The following is a 20,562-nucleotide window of genomic DNA, read 5'->3' on the forward strand; positions in this document are numbered from 1 at the left end:
AATTGTTTTTTAATAATTTAGCTAACTTTCAATTCTTAGCTCTTAGCTTTATCAAATTCTGTGCCTTTCTCTTGTTGGGCTGATAATTTTTACATTTTGGAAAACAATAGCCCCTCGTATAACCCCTGCAATAGTGTCGTGTAAAGCTTTGATGATTTGCATTTTTAGTTCGTTTTTGTGATATACCAAGCTGATTTCGCGTGCAGGGTAAGGCTCAGCGAAATAGTGAATGCGTTTCTTTTCTTCCTCTTTCAGTTCCAAAGAGTGTAAATATGGTAACAAAGTCATTCCTAAGCCTTCGTTAGCCAAGCGTACCAAAGTTTCAAAACTACCGCTTTTTAGTTGGAAGTGCTCTTTTGAGTCTATCACATCTTGGTTGCAGATATTCAGTACACTGTCCTTAAAACAATGCCCGTCTTCAAGCATCAATATATCGTTGATATCCAAATCTTCAGAATAAATAGTCTTAGAGTTTTGCAAACGGTGATTTTGTGGAATATAAGCCACAAAAGGCTCATAGTATAATGGTCTTTCTACTATCGACGGATTGTGTAGAGGGGTTGCCAAAATCCCTGCATCATAACTCCCGTCCTCTATCTTTTTCAAGATGTTTTCAGTAGTTTGCTCCTCAATTTTTAGGCATACCTTAGGGTATTTATTGATGAAATTAGCGAGAAACATAGGTAGTAGAGTAGGGGAGACGGTAGGGATAATCCCCACGCGAAACTCACCTCCTATATACCCCTTTTGTTGCGCTACTATATCGTTCATTCTCCCTGCTTCATTTACGATTACTTGGGCTTGCTTAACGATTTGTTCTCCTATTTCAGTAACCTGTAAAGGCTTTTTGCTCCTGTCAAAAATAGTAACCCCCAACTCTTCCTCCAATTTCTGCACTTGCATACTCAAGGTAGGCTGGGTAACAAAACTGTGTTCAGCAGCGGTAGTAAAGTTCTTGTACTTCGCTACAGCCAACACATATTGGTATTGAGTAATGGTCATAATTATGGTATTATGGGTTTAATTTTCTGTAAATATTCTCTTGGTTAGCAAATTTCTTTATCTATCCCATTGCCATTTAAAGGTTGTTTTCTTAGTATTATCATAATCCATATAGTTTTCAGTACTTTCCTTCCTAAAAATATGTTCCTTATTAGGGTGCTCTTTCTCTTCAAAAGTATGTTCTAATCCTAATGCGTACATCAGTTCGTGGGGTATTTCCATAAATTACCCCCTTTCTACTTTTAAAATTCTACCATTATTTTTGTCTATATATAATGAGCGCCATTTATAACGCTTATTTTTATAGCTAATTTTCCATACTTCTTTTCCTTTATACTTATCTTTACATAATTGAAAAATAGGGTCTTTTTTATAATAATTATTCCCTGCATACTTTTTAGCAATAGCAAATACCTGAAAAGCACATATTTTCCACCCCTCATCGTGATTGATAACCTCTTTTATATTCCCTTGTTCATCAAAAATAAATTCTCTGCCTATAAACTCATTAGGAACACTAAAAAGAGATTGCTTAATATTCCCTTCAAGGTCATAATAAATCATCTTCTGCTCGTTTGTTTTTAAGTATTCAATATATTTTAAGTACATATTTCTTGGTTTCCTCTCTACATAAATATCCAAACTGTCGTTTAAAATTCTCTCGGGGGGGGGATAGGAAGTTTTTTATCTTCTTGAGTTATACTATCATTACAAACACAAGAAATAGCTTGTAATTCTTTATGACTGATTGTCCTACAAGACGTAAATAAAAGAGTGAAAGCAAGTATTAATAATTTAACATAAGGTGATTTCCTTAAAATATCCCATTGCCATTTAAAGGTTGTTTCCTTAGTATTATCATAGTCCATATAGTTTTGAGTACTTCCCTTCCTAAAAATATGTTCCTTATTAGGGTGTTCTTTCTCTTCAAAAGTATGTTCTAACCCTAAGGCGTGCATTAGTTCGTGGGGGATTTCAACACGGGGTTGTATCTTAGAGGGGTCATTCGCCAAGAACATCATACAAAATTCCTCGTCCTGCGGGTAGCTATGGTCTATATTATTTGGCGATTTAGACAATGAACGAGCAACAGACACGTCAATAAAATTATTAAGAGCATTCCTATCTTCCTTTTGTATAACTGTGCTGTGCAGGGTAATCCCATTGTTATAGTTTATCAAATCGCCTGCTTCTTTTTCCTTTTTAAGGAAAGTAGTAAAAAGGCTAATTTGGTATGGAGTTCTCGGCACAGCATAACACAACAAAGAACCAAATAAATAACTGTTTTGTACCTTGTTCTCTGCCTTATTCACAAAGGTAGATATTACATTCGAGAGATCTATTTCAGTTGTAATTTCATTAATATCTACCTCAATCAAAGCAGGTGTAAAAGCCTTTTTACAATATGCTTCTATTTTTTGCTTACTAACAAGTTTACTAATGATACCTAAATCAGTTGGATTAACAACTACGTTATACCAGTTTATAGGCAATTTCAGCTTCTTTACACTGTTTTCCACAAACATTAGTCCGCCCGCTACTTTGCCATCGGCTAATACTTCTACCTTATACTCTTTTTCTGTAAATGTAGCATTACACGTTATTTTCACTTGTTTGGTTTCGGGCGTAATGGTAGCAGGTTCAAAGGTAAAATAGCTCTTAGGTTCTTTAAATGTAATTTCTTTAAATTTCCCCTTAACCGCTACTTTTAATATAGCATATCGGTATTGGGCAAGGCTCACCCACGGCATTAGGTATTCCTCTCTAAAAGGCTCTAACTTCTTATAGGCACTTTTTAGTTTTTCTTTATCCTTACACCCTTTCTTAGAAACTTCATAAGAGTCAAATCCAAAGTTGTTGTTTTCGTTTTTACCCAACTTAAAAGTAACGGTGCAATCAGCAGAAGGTTGTGCTTCCTCTTGCTTGTTGTTTCCTTCTTCTTCACTCAAAACACTTTGCTCATATGCTTGGTCAATAGTATCTTCATAGCTGAAGTTTTGCCCTGCGTTAAGAAATTGCAAATTATAAGTTTCAGGAGGATTATTGCCCGGCATCTTACCCGTAATCTGTATAGTAGAGCGGAACAAGAGAGGGTATTCATCATTAAAGGTAGTAGTAGAGGCAATGCGTTGCCAACTGCCTATCGAAAGTATCTGAAAGCCATCGGTAAACTCAAAGTTTTCCGGCAATACATCACTTTGTCTCGCTACGCCTTTATCATTAATAGTTTGCCATTTATAGTTGGTACGAAAGGTACCCTTGTGAGCTCCACACATAAACTGAGCTCCATCGGTCACTAGTAGTTGGCTTTGCTTGCGTACGAACTCTCTTTTAGCTAGCTCATATTTCTGCTCATCGTCAGTATTTCCGTTGAGCAAAGTATAATAAGTGTCAAAAGAAAGCAAATTATGTATTTCTAATACATTTTTTATGTCGTTTTCATTAAGGGTTTTCATAAGGTACTATTTTATTTCAAGTGTGGCAATACTTCTTTTCCTATTTCTTCAAGCACTTCACTTGCAGGGCGAGAGCAGTATTTTAGTACGAGCATAATATGGTTAACCCCTATTTTTCCGAGTTCTAAGAACATATCCAATAAATAGTTACGTCCTAAACGGAAACCTAAGTCCATTTTCTCTGGTTCAAAATCAGGGTCATCTTTTAGGTCAATATACACAGGTTGAATATAAGGTTTAGAGGGTTCTCCTTCTTGTTTAAGAGCTTTGTGCCAGTCTTGTATTACCTTCTTTGTGAAAGCAAAATCTCTGGGGTAGTAAATCCACCCGTCCGAATTTTTCGCAATCCATTCCAAATTCACTCCTCCTATGTGCCCTGTAGCATACATTGGTATATTTTTATTCAAAGGCTTAGGCACTACATCACCCATTTTTTCCATTAGGGTACCATACTCATTGTTGTAGGTAGGGAACTCTTTGCTCCACAAGTCGCGTAACATAGCCATATGCTCCAATACACGAGTACTCCGTGATTCATAAAGTTCATTAAAAGCAGGATATTCTACAGGTCGGTCACCAGAAGCAACTCCCATCATAAAACGCTTCGGAAATAGCACGTCAAGACTCGCCGAAGCCTTCGCTACGTGTAAAGGGTGACGCAGTGGTAGTATTACACTCGCAAAGCCAAACTTAATACTTTGGGTAAGAGTAGCAATGTGTGCCAAATATATCCACGGGTCAAACATTTGTCCTACTTCGTTAAAATCAGGAGTGTATAGAGGAATGTCACGCACCCACACAGCATTAAAGCCTAACATTTCAGCTCGCTGAATGAGTTGTACTTGGTTTTCCATCTTAGGGATAGCCCCTTCGTATGCTTCAATAGGTAGTAGTAAACCAATAGATAATTTGTGTGCGTCTATCATAATGATGAGTTTGTTTAGAACGGCAAAAATAAGAAAAAATAATGTATAAATTCACTAATATCGAAAATCTTTTTTACTCATATATAATATCTATTGATTTTCAGTAATATATATCCTTTTTTACAATTCTCTAATCACCCTTTCTTTATTCTTTCAAAACCAACTTTCCTACCTTCATTCTTTATTTGCCCGTACGGTTTAGCCCCTCTTTCCAAAACGAACTCTGCCAAAGTTTCAAATTTTGCCAAAGTTGAAATCTACTAATCACCCTCTTTTTATCTCTATCTTAGCTTTAACTTACCCGCACTTTTCCTTCGTTCTTTGTTCGTCTTTTGTTCGTCTTTTGTTCGTTCTTTGTTCGTCTTTTCTTCGTTCATTGTTCGTTCATTGTTCGTCTTTTCTTCGTTCATTGTTCGTTCTTTGTTCGTTAATTATTTATCCGCCCGTGTGGCTCACACTATCTGCCTGTCGTGCTACGACTGCCCGTGTGGCTCACACCTGCCCGTGCGGCTCGCACCGTCTTTCCTATAAGCTCTCTATATCTACATTATTTTATTCTTCCGTCCCCATTTGCTAATTTTCAAATTTGTTAATTTACTAATTATACTCACTATTTTATTCTTCCGTCCCCATTTGCTAATTCTCAAATTTGCTAATTTACTAATTATACCCGTTTGTGCGACTCACACCAATTTTGATATACCAAAAATTTGCCATACCTTTGCACTATTAATTCCAAAAAACAATTTGTATTATGGCAAGAAGTCGAAATGTTATTTTAAACGGACTCTCTGGTATGATTGGTAAAACGTTCGTTTTCCGAAAAGTTAAAGGACAAACAGTAGTCTGTAAAGCCCCTTCTAAGTCCCGCGTACCAGCTTCCGAAGCTCAATTAGGCTGTCGCACTAAGTTCCAAGAAGCCGTGCGTTATGCCCAGCTCGTCCTTAAAGACCCACAGCTCAGGGCTTCCTATGAAGTATTACCTAAGGTCAAAAAAGGCACCTCATCAGTTTACCACGCTGCTATCACAGCGTATCTAAACAATACCGCTATTAAAAACTAATAATGTATTAAACTTTCAAACTGCAGAAAAATGAAGTATTATATTATAGCAGGCGAGGCTTCTGGTGATTTGCACGGTGCTAACCTAATGAAAGCCCTATTAGAAAAAGACCCAAAAGCCGAATTCCGCTTTTGGGGGGGCGACCAAATGCAACAGGTGGCAGGTACACAAGTAAAGCATTACCGAGACCTGGCTTTTATGGGCTTCTGGGAAGTGATTACGAACCTGCGCACTATCTTGCGCAATATCGATTTCTGTAAGAAAGATATCACCCAGTTCAACCCCGATGTTCTTATTTTTATAGACTATCCCGGTTTTAATATGCGCATTGCCCAATGGGCTAAACAACAACATATTCCTACTCATTACTACATCTCACCACAAATATGGGCTTGGAAAGAGAACCGTATAAAAGCAATCAAACGCGATGTAGATTTTATGTACGTCATACTCCCGTTTGAAAAAGATTTCTACGAAAGAGAACACCAATACCGCGTGCACTTTGTTGGTCATCCTTTGCTCGATGCTATTGCACAGCGTAAAGAAGTAGATGAGCAGACTTTTAAAAAGGAAAATAACTTAGATGTGCGCCCTATTATAGCACTCTTACCAGGTAGTAGAAAGCAGGAAATAGCCAAGATGCTAAAAATAATGCTCTCTATAGTCGATGATTTTCATCAGTATCAGTTCGTAATAGCAGGAGCCCCCTCAATTGATTATCACTTCTATAAACGTTTTATCAAAGAAGAAAACGTGCATTTTGTAAGCGGTAAAACTTATGATTTGCTCTCGGTGTCTTATGCAGCACTTGTAACCAGTGGTACGGCAACCTTAGAAACTGCCTTGCTCAACGTCCCCGAAGTGGTGTGCTACAAAGGCAATTGGATTTCCTATCATATAGCCAAACGCATTATCAAGCTCAAGTACATTTCATTAGTAAACCTCATTATGGATAAGCCTGTGGTTACTGAGCTTATTCAAGGTGACCTTACTAAAAAGAATTTAGAAGCTGAGCTTAACAAGCTCACTACTTATAGGCACCGTTACGAAGTGTTTAAAGATTATGTTTTGTTGAGAGAAAGGTTAGGCGGAGAAGGTGCAAGCGAAAAAACAGCCTCATTAATATTACGTCAATGTCAGGAAAATTAAACACAGCTAATAGCGTAATTGTGGTTTGTACATTGCTATTGGGTATAAGCAAACTTGTAGTGTATACTAACAAAGTAACACAAGAGCAGCTTAATCAGTGGCTATGTATGCCTCAATCGTTACCTCTGTTTTTAAAACAACCTTGGACGCTCATTTCTTATGCTTTCTATCACGTAAGCATTCAACACCTATTTTGGAATATGCTCCTATTATTTTTCACAGGGCATATTTTCTTCAATCTCTTTAACGGAAAACAATTTGTAAAAGCGTATAGCTTTGGGATTATAGGTGGCGGAATCACTTTTCTAACCATAGGTTACTTCTTCCCCTCCTTCACTGATAATACGATGCTCTTAGGAGCTTCAGCTGCTGTTATGGGAGCCTTAGCCTTTGTGGTAACCCTGTTCCCCTCTTATAATGTGTATATTTTTACTTTTAAAATAAAATTGCTGTACGTTATATTGGCTTTTATACTTTTCGATATACTGAATATATCAGTAAACACAGGAGGTAAGATAGCCCACTTCGGAGGTATTTTAGGAGGGATATTCGCAGGACTTACTTCAAAGTACAGTTTTCGTATTCCTAAAAGAGCAAAAACGCCCCAAGAAGAGTCTCCTAAAAAAGAGAAGAAAGTCGTTTCAGAAGAACAACAGATACGAGCACATCAGGTCAATCAACTGTTAGAGAAAATCAGTGCCAGTGGTTATGCAAGTTTAACCGACCAAGAAAAGAAATTCCTCTTTGAAGTGAGCAAGGAGAAAGAAAGCTAATTTGCTATCAATGAGAGGCTAATTCAAACAGCGAATTACTAATAAATGTTAATATTTAGTAGTGGGTATATTTTTAACATATTCTTAACTCACCGTATTTAGATAATGTTATATTTTTGCCCCCAAATAGTTGAATGCTTATTGGTGATGAAGATGAATCGGCTAATATTATGGGTGCTTTTAAGCACTTTAATCGCTTGCAAGGGTAAGCGTAATGAGCCTACTATAATAAGTGGCTTTTTCCCTAATGCAAAGGACTCTTTTGTTGTTCTATACAGCAATGATACTCCTATAGATACTGCTTATTTAGATAAGAATAAAACTTTCCTGTTTAACCTAAATATAACCGAAGGAGAGTTGTTTAACTTTGAAACAGATGGTAAGTATCAATATGTGTATGTAGAACCTAAGGACAGTGTGGTAGTGTATGCCAATGCACTAAGTTTTGAAGAAAGTATCTCATTTTCGGGTAAAGGTTCTGCTATTAATAACTTCTTACTCTCACAATCTAAGATGTCAGATGCGCAAGAAGAAGTTTTTAGAAAGTTTCATTCTTTGCCACCTATGCAGTACAAAAACAAAAGTGATTCCTTATATCAAGAAAGAAAACGGGAGTATGATGATTTTCTCAAACTAAATCCTCAGCTTACCGAGAAAGCAAAAGATTTAGCCTTAGTAAGCGCTACTTTTCCTATCTATAAGGAAATGGAGATATATCCTTTTGTTTATCAAAATAAGAACAACATTTCAATCGTAGATTTACTACCCTATAACTTTTATGACTATCGTAAACAAATTAATTATAACGATAGCTTTTTAGAGTATTTCCGACCCTATTATAGGTATATGGTAATGTATGTCAATAATCTGGCTTTTACTCAATACACCTATGATACTCACACTTTGGTAGATGTAAGTAGGGAATTAGGTTTCCATTTGCAAAAGATTAAAATCATCGATAGTCTTTTTACCAAGGGAAGTTTGAGAGATAACCTATACCGAAATGCAGCTTATGCCTATATTTTTAATATCCAAGAGCACACCGAGTATAAAGATTACTTCGATAAATTTGCTAAGTATAACAAAGATAACAAGTATAAAGCCGAATTAGATAAGGTATTTAGAAACGTAATAGCACTACAAGCGGGAAGAATTCCTCCCGATTTTGATTTGATTAATGCAAACGGTGAACCTACTAAGTTTTCGGAAATACAACAACCGGAGGTAACTATTTATTACTTTTGGTCGGTCAATCAGAAAGAGCTTTCTAAACTTATCTTCGGAAGAGTGAGTCAGTTAAAGAAGCTATTCCCCAATGTAAAGTTTGTAGGTATTGATATAGGGCAGGATAAAACTCAATGGCGCAAACAAATCTCAAATACCGATTGGACTGACCAATATCACTCTATCAATTTCATAGATTTGTCGCAAAAGTTTTTAATCAATAATATCAACAAATCAGTAATTATAGATAAAAACGGACGTATCATATCGGCTTTTGAAGATATTTTCAGTCCTAACTTAGAAAAAATATTATTATCAAAAGAATCTTAATTATTTATGTCTGACCAGATTATTACCTTTATTATGTATTGCGTTCCGGCTCTTATTGTAGGAGCGGTAGCCTTTTATTTTTTTAGAATACATATTGAAAATGAAGATAAAAAGCGATTGTTTCTTCTTCATAAAGAAAATCAAAAATACACAATGCCTATCCGCTTACAAGCATACGAGCGAATGACACTTTTCTTAGAGCGAATGTCTCCTCAACAACTATTTCTGCGCATTCCTCCTCATAACTTTTCTAAGAAAGAGTATGAAACATTGCTTGTAAACTCTATTGATGAAGAATTTGAACATAACTTAGCACAGCAAATATACCTCAGTGAAAAGCTATGGAATATTATTCGTACTGCTAAAATGGCTACTATCCAAATAATCCGTAAAGTAGCCCTAACCGAAGACGTAAAAGACTCACAAGCTATGGTAGAAGCTATATTTAAAGAGTTTGTAGAGAAAGCCACTCCTTCGGCTAATGCACTAAGCCATTTGAAAGAAGAAGTACGTCAATTTTTAAAATAGGAATATTTCTATAAGTATAAAAAAATAGGGGATTGAATTATGTAATTCAATCCCCTATTTGTTATATGTGTACTTTTCCTATGTTTCAGAGATAGAGGCTAAGAATGCTTTTATAATAGTTGCAGACAGTTTGCCTGCCTCTACTACAAAAGTCTCATATGATACCGCATTCCCTTCGCCTGCCTTATCAGAAATAGCGCGAAGCATTACAAATGGAATGTTTAATAAGTAGCAGGTTTGAGCAATAGCTGCTGCTTCCATCTCTACGGCTTTTGCTTTAGGGAAGGTATTAGCAATTTCTTGTAGTCGGGTGGGCGAGGAAATAAAAGAGTCTCCACTTACTACTTGTCCGTAGTGAAGTGTATGGCTGTATCGTTCGGCTACTTGTTTTAGTTTCTCTGTCCATTGTGTGTTAGCAATAAAGGCAGGAGGCATTTGTGCTTGCTGACCTATTTCATACCCAAAAGCCGTAACGTCTACATCGTGGTGGCGTACTTCAGTAGCTAAGATTATATCGTGTACCGAAGTATCACCTAAGCCTCCGGCAGTACCTGTATTAATAATAAGCGATGGATTGTATCTTTCTATAAGTAAAGTGGTCGCAACCGAAGCGCTTACTTTACCTATACCTGAAAGTAATAATACTACTTCTATCCCATTAAGAGAACCCTCATAAAAAACAAAACGCCCTATTTTAGTTTCTTTGCAAGACTGAATAGAAGTTCTTAAACTATCTATCTCAAGCTCCATTGCACCTATAATTCCTATTTTCATAGATAAAAAATCTTTACTGAATTATTAATTTTTCAAAAGCCTTCGTCTTAAAGGTAAGTTCTTCGTTTCGTTTGTTGCTATACACTAAAAGTACAGCCATATTGGGGTGTTTTTCTAAGAAAGCTTTGCTCTTTTCCAATCCCATTACCATAAACATAGTAGCATATCCATCAGCAAACATAGTGGAAGGAGCAACTACTGTAGCACTGAGAACATCGCTTTGGGTAGCGCGTCCGGTAATAGGGTTAATAGAATGTACGTATTTGCGCCCATTACTATCTGTCCATACTTTGCGATAGTTACCAGATGTTGCCAATCCTTGATTGGTAAATTGTATAGTAGCTACCAATTCGCGGTCGTCCAAAGGTTTGATAGGGTTTTCTACGCCTATCGTCCACGCTTTGTTCTCTATGATGTTCCTTCCTTTCAGATACATCTCACCTGCTATCTCTACTATATAATTCTTAATACCTTTTGAGCTGAGGAAAGCCGCAACTACATCGGAGGTATAGCCTTGTGCTATGGCATTAAAGTCAAACAGTATTTCAGGAGACTCTTTTTCAATATGGTTATCGGCTGTGAGATGTACTTTATTAAAGCCTACATATTTCTTCAGTTCTGCTATTTTTTCATCTGTGGGGAGTTTATCCTCAGTTATCTTTTGTTTACCGAACCCCCAAGCATTTACTAATACACCTACCGTAGGGTCAAATAAACCTTCACTTTCTTGCCATATTTGCTGAGAGGCTTCAAAAACCTTCCTAAAATGTTCGTCTACCACTACATTTTTATCTCCTGCATTGATTTTAGAAATGTCAGAATCTGGTTTATAGGTAGACATAGACTTATCTATCACTTGTAAAATAGAGTCTATGGCAGGTTTTAAGTCTTCTTTAGTTTTGCTAATGTACTTAATGTGATAAGTACTACCTTGTGCTTCTCCACTTATAAGATGAATTTCATCTTTTACAGAAGGCTGGCAAGCTACTAAACCTATTGCGATACTTAAAAATAAATATTTCATTATTTAATTATTAAAATTTTACTTCTTCTTGCATAAAGGAATGATTTCTTCAGCAACAATACGATACCGTTCTATTTCTTCAGCTGTGAAATGGGAAGCGTATTGCAGTTCCTCTACTTCAAAGCCTATACTGCGCAATTTATCAAAATAATCTAAACCGTAGACTCTTACGTGGTCATACTGACCAAAAATACGAGTGCGTTCTTTCGGGTCAGTAATGGTGTTATCTTCAAACGTAATGGCTCTGTGGTAGTCCTGTGGTACTTGAAAAATACCCCAACCACCCTTTTTCATCACACGATAAAGCTCTTTCATAGCTTGGGTATCATCTTGGATATGCTCCAATACGTGGTTGCAAAATATCACATCAAAACATTCGTCTTCAAAAGGCAAAGCACACAAATCGGCTTTTACATCTGCCAAAGGAGAATATAGGTCGGTGGTGAGGTAATTGAGATTAGGTTGTTTTTTAAAGCGTTTATAGAAGGCTTGTTCAGGAGCAACGTGTAACACTTTTAGCTCACGTGTAAAGAAATCGGTTTCACGAGTAAGATAGAGCCAAAGCAATCGGTGGCGTTCAAGTGATAAGGTAGAGGGCGAGAGTACATTGGGGCGAGCTTTGCCGTAGCCATATGGTAAGAATTTCCTAAAAGTCTTGCCATCAATAGGGTCTTGGTACTTCTTTCCTCGCAAGTAGAAAGCTAAAAATGGACGCACCCAATAGCTCATCTTTATAAGCCAAGGGCGTGGAACTTTGTTTAATATAGTGGTAATAATAGCCATTAGAAGGTGTTTTTAGCGAAATAAGGTGAGCCCTACTCCTTTCATTTCTTCGGAATAAACGGGGTAAACAGCTATTTGTACTGAAGATTTTTCTTTGCGTGTAAGCCATTTGGAAGTATATGGCAAGAGCCAATAAGCTGTTTTGGCACTAAGGATACCTATACCTGCCCCTACAAGCACATCGCCTATCCAATGGCGATTATTGTACAAACGCATTGCACCTACGGTGGTAGCTATAGCATAGCTACTGATACCTAACCATATATTCTCATCTTTGTACTCTTGCCAAAGGATTTCCATTCCTGTGAAAGCAGTAGCGGTATGTCCTGAAGGGAAAGAATTGTAAGCGCTTTCATCGGGGCGACGTATTCTGACACTATATTTTATTCCGTTTACTAAAGCCCCCATAATGGCATAAGCCGTAGCACCTACTATGAGTCGTTCCTTTACACTATGCTTGGCGTTTAAGCCTAAATTGCTATAAGCAAAGACGCTGGCAATAGGTAGATACTGCAAATAATCATCGAAACGCAACTTCTGTCCGCCGGAATATCTATAAGCGTGTCGTTGTACATAACGATTGATATAAGTAGCGTTGGAGATAACTCCTAAGGTAATCAGAGAAGCAGGAAGTAATACCTGTTTGAGTTTAGGTTTTTCAGTAGCTACTTGCAAAGTATCGGCTGTGAGTACCGACTCGTAGAGTACTGATAAGCTATCGGTTTGAGCTTTTATAGATTGAATGAGAATAAAACAGAAAGCTACAATTAAAAGTAATATTTTCATTTTGGAAAAAAAGGTAAAAAGTAAAAGGTAAGGGTAGGAGGGAAAGATAATTAATTGTTAATTGAGAAATAAATTAGTAATACTGCTCCAATAACAATTCGGTAAATGCCCCATACTTTAAAACCAAATTTGGTGAGAATATGTATAAAGAATTTCACGGCTATCATTGCTACCACAAAAGCTATTACATTGCCTATGATAAACAACCAAAAACTCTCATCAGTTTTCATTATCAGCTCGTAGCCTTTCTCCTGGGCAGTACCCCATTTCTTCAAGAAAATAGAATACACGGTTACAGCCAGCATTGTAGGAACGGCTAAGAAGAAAGAGAACTCAGCGGCAGCTTTGCGAGTGAGCCCTTGCGTCATTCCACCAATAATAGAAGCAGCAGAGCGCGAAGTGCCTGGCATCATTGCTAAACACTGCCAAAAACCAATAGTAACGGCTTTCTTTATTGTGATGTCTTTCTCGTTGTGAATCGTAGGATGTTTGAACCAATTGTCTACAAAAATAAGGATAATACCGCCTACAATCAGGGTAATAGCAATCGCTTTTTGGTTGCCCAAAACTGCTTCAATCTTATCATCGAAAAGCTTACCTAATATAAGAGCAGGGATAACGGCACACGCTAATTTGAAATAAAAGTTCCAATTAGAAAAGTCGAAGAACTTGCGCCAATATAGTACTACTATCGAGAGGATAGCACCAAACTGTATGGAGACTTGAAACATTTTCAAATACTCATCGTCGGGCATTCCCATAAGGGCAGCGGTAAAACCCATATGTGCGGTTGATGAGATAGGAAGGTACTCGGTAAGTCCTTCGATAATAGCAATAATAATAGCTTGCAGTGTACTCATTCTTATTTTTCTTCTTGTTTTTTATCAGTTTTAGGATTTACTAGAATGGCGTAAATTTCAATGGCAAAACCTAAAAGTACCAAAGCAGGAGCTAAGTGAATACGTCGGAAATTGAAAATAGAGGGGTCGAACACAGCGGGATTATCGCTACCACCACCGCTCATTGTTATAAAACCAAGGGCTATTACTATTAAGCCAATAGCCATAATAAGATAGTTTTTCTTTTCAAAAATGAAAGTTGAATGATGTTTCATCAGTGATTAATTATTAATGATTAATGGTTAATAATAAAGGTCGTTGGTATTGAGGTTTAGGAAACGTTGTGTAGCAAAATAGGTGCTTAGCCAACTGATGAGTATCCCAATGGTTATAATGCTTATAAAAACAATGCTTAAAGTACCTGTATCCATTAAGATATTAAACTCAGGATATGACTTTACAATAGCTAATAACGATAGATAAAAAAGCACTATGGCTATTAGAGCGCTGAGAATGCCCAAGCGTACATTTGTCCATAAAAACGGACGGCGTATGAAACTGCGCGTAGCCCCTACTAATTGCATTGTTTTGATGATAAAACGTTTGGAATAAATGGAGAGGCGAATAGAGGCATTGATAAGCAAGATAGATACAAAAGTGAATAGGGCGCTGAAAATTAATGTAACAATACCTATTCTGTTTACATTTTCGTGGATAAGAGCTACCAAAGATTGGTCGTATACTACTTCGGTAACAAAAGAGTTTTGCTCTAACTCACGTTTGATTTCGCGCATCTTATCGGGCTCGGCATATTCGGCTTTTAGGCTTAAATCGATGGTGTTTTGCAGAGGGTTAGTACCGATGAAGGTAACAAAATCTTCGCCGATATCCTTACTGAACTTTTCGGCAGCAACTTCTTTTGATACAAAACGCACTGACTTTACAAAACTCGCTACCGAAAGAGTTTTCTGTAACTGTTCGATGTCGGCATTTTTAGCGTCGTCCTTTATCAAGACGGTAACGGTTACTTGCTCTTTGAAGTAATTGGCTAATTTATTAGCACTTAATACTAAAAAACTAAAAAAGCCCATAAGAAAGAGCACTAAGGTAATGCTCACTATTACCGAAAAATAGGAGGTAATTAATCTTCGTTTGTTAAATGAATCGATGGAACGTGCCATTCTTATATTTTTTGTTTTAAGATAGAAAATCACGCAAAAGTACAACTTTTTTTTGAATTAGCAACTAATTTAATACCAATAATGCCAATAATGCCAAAAATACCAAATCAATGACGAGTGATAAGTGACGGTGTGACGAAAGCCCCCGAACCCCCGAAGGGGGACAAGCTTTAAAAGGAAACCGATGCGAGGTCGTAGCACGATAGGCAGTGCGAGCCACACGGGCAGGTGCGAACCACACGGGCAGTCGTAGCACGACAGGCAGATAAAGAAATGACGAACAAAAGACGAACAAAAGACGAACAAAAGACGAACAATGAACGAAGAAAAGACGAACAATGAACGAAGAAAGAACGAACAAAAGACGGTGCGAGCCGCACAGGCAGATAAAGAAATGACGAACAAAAAACGAACAATGAGGGAAGGTAAGAGGGTAGTAATTGGGAATAAAAATAACTCTCGTTTTTGCGAGAAGTGCAAAAACGAGAGTTACAACGAATAATAAAAACTTATTTTTACTGGTTAGCAGTTTCTTTTCGGCGCTTTTTCTCTGCTTTTAGCAAAGTGAGTTCACGTCCTGTTTGCCCTGCTACTGAGGTATTTTCTTCGGCTCGGCGGATAAGGTAAGGCATCACTTCGCGCACGGGACCAAAAGGCAAATACTTGGCTACGTTATAGCCTTCCTTAGAGGCATTGAAGCTGATATGGTCGCTCATACCGTAGAGTTGTGCTATCCACACGCGTTTGTCATTAGGTTGCAAGCCTTTTTTGTGCATCAAATCCATTACCAGGGCAGCACTTTCTTCGTTGTGAGTACCTGCAAAGAGCGCAATCCTATCGATATGGTCAATAATATAGCGCACAACAGCATTATAATTATCGTCGGTTGCTTGCTTGCTGGGGCAAATGGGAGTGGGATAGCCTAGCTCGGCAGCGCGTTCGTTTTCTTTTTCCATATAGGCACCTCGTACGATTTTTACGCCTATGTAGAAGCCTTTATCTACGGCACGTTCATAAAGTTCTTTTAGGTAAGGCAAACGGTCGTGGCGGTACATTTGCAAGGTATTGTATACGATAGGTTCTTCTTTGTTGTACTTCTGCATCATCTCTTCTACGAGGTCATCGGCAGCAGTTTGCATCCAGCTTTCTTCGGCGTCTACCAAAATAGGAATTTTATACTCGTAGGCGCGCTTGCAGGCTGCGTCGAAACGAGATTTGATGCGCTCCCATTCTTTTTCTTCTTCGGGGGTAAGGGCTTTTTTCTCGGTGAGTTTTTGGAAGATGGCAAAACGCCCAAATCCCGTAGGTTTAAATACCACAATAGGAATACCTTCGTCGCGATGGAGATTACCAAAATCGATGGTTTCCATTGTTTTTTCGAAAGTAGCTTCGATAGAGGATTCGTCTTCTTTACCTTCTACGGAATAGTCGAGCACAGAGCCTACTCCTTTTTGATGCATCTTTTGGATTACGGGAAGGCAGTCTTGTTCGGAGATACCTCCGCAGAACTGCTTAAAGACGGTGCGCTTGATGAGTCCTTCGACGGGCAGGCGTAGTTTTAAGGAGAAGTTGGTAAGGGCAGTGCCCACACGAGTAAGGGTATTACTGCCAATAAGTTTAAAAAGGCGGTAAGCCCAGTTGAGTTCGGATTGGCTTTTGAGGGCAAAAGCGGTTTGGGTATCGGAAAATCTACTCATAATATTTTAATGATTAAAGGTTAGTTGAGGCAAAGTTACTATTTATTTTGAAAGAAACAAACTTTTTCTTAATTATTTTTATCACTGTATTTACCACTAATCATTAACCATTAATCATTAGCCACAAATCATTATCGTTTAAGTCTGTTTTTCTCGTCTTCTGCTCCTGTGTTTCTTATATTGTCATTCACTTTTTTACCTTTGGCAAAATCATAATTGATACCAATATAAAAACTACGGGTGTTAAATTTATAATAAGATGTATTATAAACGCCGTTAAAATCGTATTCGCTTTTAGAACGAGAGGTGTTAAATATATCATCTAATGAAGCGTTTAACTGGAAAGAATCAGAAAGAGGAATCATTAGGTTAAAGTTGAGCTGATGATTGTAATAGTTTTTGATATACAAACTCTTATTGGTTGAGGTATATTGGTAAGTGAGAGAGGCTTCGATATCTTTGGGAAGGTAAAATCGCTGTGAGGTGTAAAACTCGGCATATAAGGAGTTGAAAGCATTCCCTAAATACTTGAAGTTAAAATATCCCCCTGTGAATTTTGCATTGCATTCCCACCAATCGGTAAACTTAGTAAAACGGGATAGGAACAAAAATACATCGTTTTTATAACCTACATTCTCGGGGCGAGTAGTTATTACGCCAGCAATAGCGGTAGGAATGTTAAGCACATTTTTTTCGGAATAACGGTAAGCCACAGCCATATCTACTTTTTTACACCTATAACCCGATTGCAACGTATATCCTTCTATCGGACTTAAATCTTTATTACCTGTATAGGCATCGGTAGGAGAACTTTTGATATAGGTAGGGTTGAACAGACTGTAATTCACCCTGCTGAACCATCGGCGAGCAGAAAAGAAGAAGGTTTCTTTGCCGAGCTTGGTAGTATATAGAGCATAGAGTGACCATTGTGTGTTGTCGTTATGGAAATTATCTAAGTGATTGCTAAACGTATTGTAATTATATTCAGAACGTAAGCCCACTGAGAACTTTGATTTTTGAGTAAGAGGAAAGACGTAATTGGCAAAAGTGGCGAAGATGTGTTCTTTGAAGTAGAAATCCTTAGAAAAGTTAGTGTTTTTTAACTTCTGGGTAGGCAAAATATCAAAATAAGCAAACTCATCTTGATTGTCTACCAATGAATAACGCAATCCAAGCACTAAGTTCTGCTTTTCTGAAGGGTATTTAGAGGTAAAAAACTTACTCCAAGTAGTTTTGAAGGCGTAAACATCGCTGTAAGAATATGAGTCTCGCTCGCTATTTTCTTCGGTAGTTACTGTGCGGTAATAAATATCTTTTTCAGTAAGAGGACTTTCATACTTTTTCTTAACCAAGTCTAAGGCTATTTTGATATTTGAACCTAAGGAGTCAGTAGTGCGGTCGAAGTTCAGTGAGAAAGAGTGGTCATTAGATATGGCGTCCCATTTTCTGTTCGTAGTAAAATGATGGTTGAGCACATTGTTGTTATACACATTAGTTAAAGCATTGTATTCTTTGTCGGCATCAGCATCATAATTATAGATATACAGAAAGCTAAGAGTAGATTTTTTATTGAAATAGTAATCTGATCCTAGTGTTATTCCGTTTTCTTTTCGCTTTAACTGTAGTTCTGAGGTATTTTGATAAAGAGTATTGTTATTTCTCAAAAGAGATTGTTCCTTATCATCGCTAAAAGAGTGATGTCGGCTGTGGTATAGGTTAGTAAAAAGACGATATTTATCAGTAGAATAAAACAGTGTTGCATCGTCTGTATAACCTAATTTTGGGTCGTAAATAAAATTGTGACTTAACGAGCCTACCCAGCCGTATTTTGCAATAGTCGTTATTTTTATGACGCCTGCTTTTGAGCTATCGACACTGGCATCAATCTTATCAACCACTTCAATACTTTTGATACTCTTGACGGGTATCTTATTTAAGAAAAACGCTATTTTGTCTTTATCGAGGTGTAATTCTTTACCGTCGAGCATAATTAATATATCGTCATTGCCATAGATTTTCAAGCCATTAGTAGTGGAGATGCTGGGAGCATACTCTAAAATATCGGTCACCGAAGAACGATAGGCGAGCCGTGTCCCTGTTACTTCAATAAGTGAGCCCGTTTCAGTAGGGATGACAGGATTTTTCCGACCAGTAACGGTTACTTCTTTAAGGTTTTCTACTTTCTCGGTAATCACAATATTGCCTAATGCGATATTCTTATCTACCATTAGCTCTTGCTGAAAAGGCTCATAGAAAATAGAAACCACATTTAGCTGGTATTGCCCTGCTGAAAGGTTTTCAAAAGAAAAAGTGCCCTTTTCATTTGAAGCGGTAGTATGCACAACTTTGCCCTGCGAGAGGAGTTTAACGACACAGTTGTTCACAGGTTGTTCTTTACTGATTAGTTTTCCTGTAATGCTATATTGCGAAAAAGCGCACAAAGGGAGGCAGAATAGGCAAAATAAGATGGTTGATTTCATATAGCATTAATTATTAATCATTAACTATGGATAGCGCGGTTTTCGGTGGTAGCAAGGGCGGCTTCCTTTATTGCTTCGGTAAAGGTAGGGTGAGCGTGGCAGATGCGAGCGATATCTTCAGCACTGGCACGGAACTCCATTGCTGTAACGGCTTCTGCTATCATATCGGCAGCACGAGCTCCAATGATGTGTACGCCAAGTACTTCATCGGTTTGGGTGTCAGCTAAAATCTTTACAAAGCCGTCGGTATCCATACTGGCACGGGCGCGCCCTAAGGCACGAAAAGCAAATTGCCCTACTTTATAGGCTATGCCGTCAGCTTTTAGTTGCTCTTCACTTTTGCCTACTGAAGCTACTTCAGGCCAGGTGTAAACAACACCAGGGATAAGATTATAGTCGATATGTGGTTTTTGTCCAGCGAGTTGTTCTACTACCAATACGCCTTCTTCTTCGGCTTTATGGGCGAGCATAGCTCCGCGTACTACATCACCTATGGCATAGATGTTAGGCACATTGGTTTGCAGGTGGTCGTTTACTATTACCCTACCGCGCTCGTCTTTCTGTACACCTGCTACTTCGAGGTTAAGACCCTCGGTATAAGGGCGACGACCTACGGCTACTAAGCAGTAATCACCTTTAAGGATAAGCTCTTCGCCTTTGGAGGTAGTAGCTTTTACAGTTACCGTTTTGCCCTTGCGAGTTACTTCTTTCACCTGATGACCTGTATAGAAAGCAAAGCCTTGTTTTTTGAGTACTTTGGTGAGTTCGCGCCCTAAGCCTCTATCCATCGTAGGGATAATGCTATCGGTGTATTCTACTACCGACACTTTAGCTCCTAAGCGACTGTATACTTGCCCCAATTCTAAGCCTATTACGCCCCCACCAATCACGATGAGGTGTTCTGGTACTTCTTTTAGCTGGAGGGCTTCAGTAGAAGTAATAATACGTTCTTTATCGACTGTAATAAAAGGTAAGGAGGCAGGTTTAGAGCCGGTAGCAATAATGGTGTGCTTGGCTTCTATGGTCTCTGCTTTGCCTTTATTAGGAGTAATCTTAATTTGTGTGGGTGATACAAAGCTCCCTACCCCGGTAAAAACGTCTACTTTGTTTTTCTCCATTAGGAATTTTACCCCTGCGCAAGTTTGCTCTACCACAGATGCTTTACGAGCAATCATTTTCTCTAAGCTAAACTTTACTTTGCCTGTGATTTCAATACCGTGGGCTTCGAGGTGTTTGGAGGCGTTTTCGTAGTGGTGAGAAGAGTCGAGTAAGGCTTTAGAAGGGATACAACCTACATTAAGGCAAGTGCCTCCTAAGGTATTATATTTTTCAATAAGGGCAGTTCTAAAGCCCAATTGACCTGCACGAATAGCGGCTACATAACCGCCAGGACCTGAACCGATGATAACAATGTCGTATGTTTTCATATTACTTAGTTTTTTGAAAGGCAAAGTTAGGGTTTATAATTGATATTTGCAAGTAGTTTTTCACTTTTTTCTACCCGTATAGAAAAAGGGACTATCCTTTTTAGGACAGTCCCTTTTATA

Annotated in this window: 22 protein-coding genes; 6 read left to right on the forward strand and 16 right to left on the reverse strand. The window is 38.0% G+C overall.

Translation table 11 applies throughout. From position 1 onward, the window contains the following. Window positions 1-51: 51 nt before the first annotated feature. The 6 genes from C3V44_RS00965 to C3V44_RS12470 form a co-directional block, all read right to left on the reverse strand. Window positions 52-1,002, reverse strand: a complete 951-nt coding sequence (locus C3V44_RS00965; RefSeq protein WP_002672662.1) for a hydrogen peroxide-inducible genes activator — start codon at window positions 1,000-1,002, stop codon at window positions 52-54. Window positions 1,003-1,059: 57 nt separating this feature from the next. Then, window positions 1,060-1,224 carry a metallopeptidase gene (locus C3V44_RS00970; RefSeq protein ID WP_106095217.1) on the reverse strand — a complete coding sequence of 55 codons (165 nt, stop codon included), beginning with the start codon at window positions 1,222-1,224 and terminating at the stop codon, window positions 1,060-1,062. 3 nt (window positions 1,225-1,227) lie between these two features. Continuing rightward, on the reverse strand, window positions 1,228-1,566 hold the full coding sequence (locus C3V44_RS12150) for a hypothetical protein (protein WP_254425446.1): 339 nt from the start codon (window positions 1,564-1,566) through the stop codon (window positions 1,228-1,230). A gap of 86 nt (window positions 1,567-1,652) precedes the next feature. After that, entirely contained in the window at window positions 1,653-3,458 is a 1,806-nt protein-coding gene (locus C3V44_RS00975; RefSeq protein WP_254425447.1) for a peptidase, read from the reverse strand. Between the two features lie 11 nt (window positions 3,459-3,469). Continuing rightward, a complete protein-coding gene (locus C3V44_RS00980; RefSeq protein WP_009410252.1) occupies window positions 3,470-4,384 on the reverse strand; it encodes an LLM class oxidoreductase in 915 nt (304 codons plus the stop codon). A 281-nt stretch (window positions 4,385-4,665) separates the two neighbouring features. After that, window positions 4,666-4,794 carry a hypothetical protein gene (locus tag C3V44_RS12470; RefSeq protein WP_256387417.1) on the reverse strand — a complete coding sequence of 43 codons (129 nt, stop codon included), beginning with the start codon at window positions 4,792-4,794 and terminating at the stop codon, window positions 4,666-4,668. Window positions 4,795-5,138: 344 nt separating this feature from the next. Between C3V44_RS12470 and C3V44_RS00985 the strand changes: the two genes are divergently transcribed. The 5 genes from C3V44_RS00985 to C3V44_RS01005 all read left to right on the forward strand — a co-directional run bounded on the left by C3V44_RS00985 (window position 5,139) and on the right by C3V44_RS01005 (window position 9,451). Then, window positions 5,139-5,447 carry a hypothetical protein gene (locus C3V44_RS00985; RefSeq protein WP_002672653.1) on the forward strand — a complete coding sequence of 103 codons (309 nt, stop codon included), beginning with the start codon at window positions 5,139-5,141 and terminating at the stop codon, window positions 5,445-5,447. A gap of 30 nt (window positions 5,448-5,477) precedes the next feature. Further along, window positions 5,478-6,596 (forward strand): lipid-A-disaccharide synthase, encoded by a 1,119-nt coding sequence (gene lpxB / locus C3V44_RS00990; RefSeq protein WP_009419110.1) that lies wholly within the window; start codon window positions 5,478-5,480, stop codon window positions 6,594-6,596. Further along, window positions 6,581-7,369 (forward strand): rhomboid family intramembrane serine protease, encoded by a 789-nt coding sequence (locus C3V44_RS00995; protein ID WP_106095218.1) that lies wholly within the window; start codon window positions 6,581-6,583, stop codon window positions 7,367-7,369. Before lpxB ends, C3V44_RS00995 begins: the two co-directional genes overlap by 16 nt. A gap of 147 nt (window positions 7,370-7,516) precedes the next feature. Next, window positions 7,517-8,923, forward strand: a complete 1,407-nt coding sequence (locus tag C3V44_RS01000) for a thioredoxin family protein (RefSeq protein WP_106095219.1) — start codon at window positions 7,517-7,519, stop codon at window positions 8,921-8,923. 6 nt (window positions 8,924-8,929) lie between these two features. Continuing rightward, window positions 8,930-9,451: a hypothetical protein gene (locus C3V44_RS01005; RefSeq protein ID WP_016479302.1), complete on the forward strand. Its 522-nt coding sequence runs from the start codon at window positions 8,930-8,932 to the stop codon at window positions 9,449-9,451. A gap of 78 nt (window positions 9,452-9,529) precedes the next feature. Here C3V44_RS01005 and C3V44_RS01010 read toward each other — a convergent pair whose 3' ends face one another. The 7 genes from C3V44_RS01010 to C3V44_RS01040 are packed head-to-tail and all read right to left on the reverse strand — an operon-like array spanning window position 9,530 to window position 14,838. Next, window positions 9,530-10,225: a 5'-methylthioadenosine/adenosylhomocysteine nucleosidase gene (locus C3V44_RS01010; protein ID WP_106095220.1), complete on the reverse strand. Its 696-nt coding sequence runs from the start codon at window positions 10,223-10,225 to the stop codon at window positions 9,530-9,532. Window positions 10,226-10,238: 13 nt separating this feature from the next. Beyond that, a complete protein-coding gene (locus C3V44_RS01015) occupies window positions 10,239-11,249 on the reverse strand; it encodes an FAD:protein FMN transferase (RefSeq protein ID WP_106095221.1) in 1,011 nt (336 codons plus the stop codon). Between the two features lie 18 nt (window positions 11,250-11,267). After that, the gene (locus tag C3V44_RS01020) at window positions 11,268-12,032 is read right to left on the reverse strand and encodes a class I SAM-dependent methyltransferase (RefSeq protein WP_015783133.1); all 765 of its coding nucleotides are present in this window, start codon (window positions 12,030-12,032) and stop codon (window positions 11,268-11,270) included. Between the two features lie 12 nt (window positions 12,033-12,044). Continuing rightward, window positions 12,045-12,818: a phosphatase PAP2 family protein gene (locus C3V44_RS01025; protein ID WP_106095222.1), complete on the reverse strand. Its 774-nt coding sequence runs from the start codon at window positions 12,816-12,818 to the stop codon at window positions 12,045-12,047. A 50-nt stretch (window positions 12,819-12,868) separates the two neighbouring features. Beyond that, on the reverse strand, window positions 12,869-13,678 hold the full coding sequence (locus tag C3V44_RS01030; protein ID WP_002672638.1) for an undecaprenyl-diphosphate phosphatase: 810 nt from the start codon (window positions 13,676-13,678) through the stop codon (window positions 12,869-12,871). Between the two features lie 2 nt (window positions 13,679-13,680). Then, window positions 13,681-13,932 (reverse strand): DUF3098 domain-containing protein, encoded by a 252-nt coding sequence (locus C3V44_RS01035; protein WP_002672637.1) that lies wholly within the window; start codon window positions 13,930-13,932, stop codon window positions 13,681-13,683. Between the two features lie 27 nt (window positions 13,933-13,959). Further along, the gene (locus tag C3V44_RS01040) at window positions 13,960-14,838 is read right to left on the reverse strand and encodes an ABC transporter permease (protein WP_002672636.1); all 879 of its coding nucleotides are present in this window, start codon (window positions 14,836-14,838) and stop codon (window positions 13,960-13,962) included. A gap of 316 nt (window positions 14,839-15,154) precedes the next feature. On the opposite strand from C3V44_RS01040, the gene C3V44_RS11995 reads away from it, so the two are divergent. After that, the gene (locus C3V44_RS11995) at window positions 15,155-15,340 is read left to right on the forward strand and encodes a hypothetical protein (protein ID WP_164996594.1); all 186 of its coding nucleotides are present in this window, start codon (window positions 15,155-15,157) and stop codon (window positions 15,338-15,340) included. 13 nt (window positions 15,341-15,353) lie between these two features. Here the strand turns inward: C3V44_RS11995 and C3V44_RS01050 are convergent, their stop codons facing one another. The 3 genes from C3V44_RS01050 to lpdA form a co-directional block, all read right to left on the reverse strand. Then, window positions 15,354-16,535 (reverse strand): proline dehydrogenase family protein, encoded by a 1,182-nt coding sequence (locus tag C3V44_RS01050; protein ID WP_106095224.1) that lies wholly within the window; start codon window positions 16,533-16,535, stop codon window positions 15,354-15,356. A 131-nt stretch (window positions 16,536-16,666) separates the two neighbouring features. After that, window positions 16,667-19,015, reverse strand: a complete 2,349-nt coding sequence (locus tag C3V44_RS01055; RefSeq protein WP_106095225.1) for an outer membrane beta-barrel family protein — start codon at window positions 19,013-19,015, stop codon at window positions 16,667-16,669. A gap of 20 nt (window positions 19,016-19,035) precedes the next feature. Beyond that, complete coding sequence (gene lpdA / locus C3V44_RS01060; protein WP_106095226.1) at window positions 19,036-20,442, reverse strand: dihydrolipoyl dehydrogenase; 1,407 nt, start codon at window positions 20,440-20,442, stop codon at window positions 19,036-19,038. Window positions 20,443-20,562 lie beyond the last annotated feature (120 nt).

The organism is Capnocytophaga sp. oral taxon 864 (assembly GCF_002998835.1).
Taxonomy (GTDB): domain Bacteria; phylum Bacteroidota; class Bacteroidia; order Flavobacteriales; family Flavobacteriaceae; genus Capnocytophaga; species Capnocytophaga ochracea.

What these genes read in the sequence shown, in the direction of transcription:
- C3V44_RS00980 (WP_009410252.1), bottom strand. Translation starts at nt 4,384, where the DNA reads ATGATAGACGCACACAAATTATCTATTGGTTTACTACTACCTATTGAA.
- C3V44_RS01040 (WP_002672636.1), bottom strand. Translation starts at nt 14,838, where the DNA reads ATGGCACGTTCCATCGATTCATTTAACAAACGAAGATTAATTACCTCC.
- C3V44_RS01020 (WP_015783133.1), bottom strand. Translation starts at nt 12,032, where the DNA reads ATGGCTATTATTACCACTATATTAAACAAAGTTCCACGCCCTTGGCTT.
- C3V44_RS12470 (WP_256387417.1), bottom strand. Translation starts at nt 4,794, where the DNA reads ATGAACGAAGAAAAGACGAACAATGAACGAACAATGAACGAAGAAAAG.
- C3V44_RS01025 (WP_106095222.1), bottom strand. Translation starts at nt 12,818, where the DNA reads ATGAAAATATTACTTTTAATTGTAGCTTTCTGTTTTATTCTCATTCAA.
- C3V44_RS01005 (WP_016479302.1), top strand. Translation starts at nt 8,930, where the DNA reads ATGTCTGACCAGATTATTACCTTTATTATGTATTGCGTTCCGGCTCTT.
- C3V44_RS00965 (WP_002672662.1), bottom strand. Translation starts at nt 1,002, where the DNA reads ATGACCATTACTCAATACCAATATGTGTTGGCTGTAGCGAAGTACAAG.
- C3V44_RS11995 (WP_164996594.1), top strand. Translation starts at nt 15,155, where the DNA reads ATGAACGAAGAAAAGACGAACAATGAACGAAGAAAGAACGAACAAAAG.
- C3V44_RS01055 (WP_106095225.1), bottom strand. Translation starts at nt 19,015, where the DNA reads ATGAAATCAACCATCTTATTTTGCCTATTCTGCCTCCCTTTGTGCGCT.
- C3V44_RS00975 (WP_254425447.1), bottom strand. Translation starts at nt 3,458, where the DNA reads ATGAAAACCCTTAATGAAAACGACATAAAAAATGTATTAGAAATACAT.
- lpxB (WP_009419110.1), top strand. Translation starts at nt 5,478, where the DNA reads ATGAAGTATTATATTATAGCAGGCGAGGCTTCTGGTGATTTGCACGGT.
- C3V44_RS00970 (WP_106095217.1), bottom strand. Translation starts at nt 1,224, where the DNA reads ATGGAAATACCCCACGAACTGATGTACGCATTAGGATTAGAACATACT.
- C3V44_RS01030 (WP_002672638.1), bottom strand. Translation starts at nt 13,678, where the DNA reads ATGAGTACACTGCAAGCTATTATTATTGCTATTATCGAAGGACTTACC.
- C3V44_RS01050 (WP_106095224.1), bottom strand. Translation starts at nt 16,535, where the DNA reads ATGAGTAGATTTTCCGATACCCAAACCGCTTTTGCCCTCAAAAGCCAA.
- C3V44_RS01010 (WP_106095220.1), bottom strand. Translation starts at nt 10,225, where the DNA reads ATGAAAATAGGAATTATAGGTGCAATGGAGCTTGAGATAGATAGTTTA.
- C3V44_RS01015 (WP_106095221.1), bottom strand. Translation starts at nt 11,249, where the DNA reads ATGAAATATTTATTTTTAAGTATCGCAATAGGTTTAGTAGCTTGCCAG.
- C3V44_RS01000 (WP_106095219.1), top strand. Translation starts at nt 7,517, where the DNA reads ATGAAGATGAATCGGCTAATATTATGGGTGCTTTTAAGCACTTTAATC.
- C3V44_RS12150 (WP_254425446.1), bottom strand. Translation starts at nt 1,566, where the DNA reads ATGATTTATTATGACCTTGAAGGGAATATTAAGCAATCTCTTTTTAGT.
- C3V44_RS00985 (WP_002672653.1), top strand. Translation starts at nt 5,139, where the DNA reads ATGGCAAGAAGTCGAAATGTTATTTTAAACGGACTCTCTGGTATGATT.
- lpdA (WP_106095226.1), bottom strand. Translation starts at nt 20,442, where the DNA reads ATGAAAACATACGACATTGTTATCATCGGTTCAGGTCCTGGCGGTTAT.
- C3V44_RS01035 (WP_002672637.1), bottom strand. Translation starts at nt 13,932, where the DNA reads ATGAAACATCATTCAACTTTCATTTTTGAAAAGAAAAACTATCTTATT.
- C3V44_RS00995 (WP_106095218.1), top strand. Translation starts at nt 6,581, where the DNA reads ATGTCAGGAAAATTAAACACAGCTAATAGCGTAATTGTGGTTTGTACA.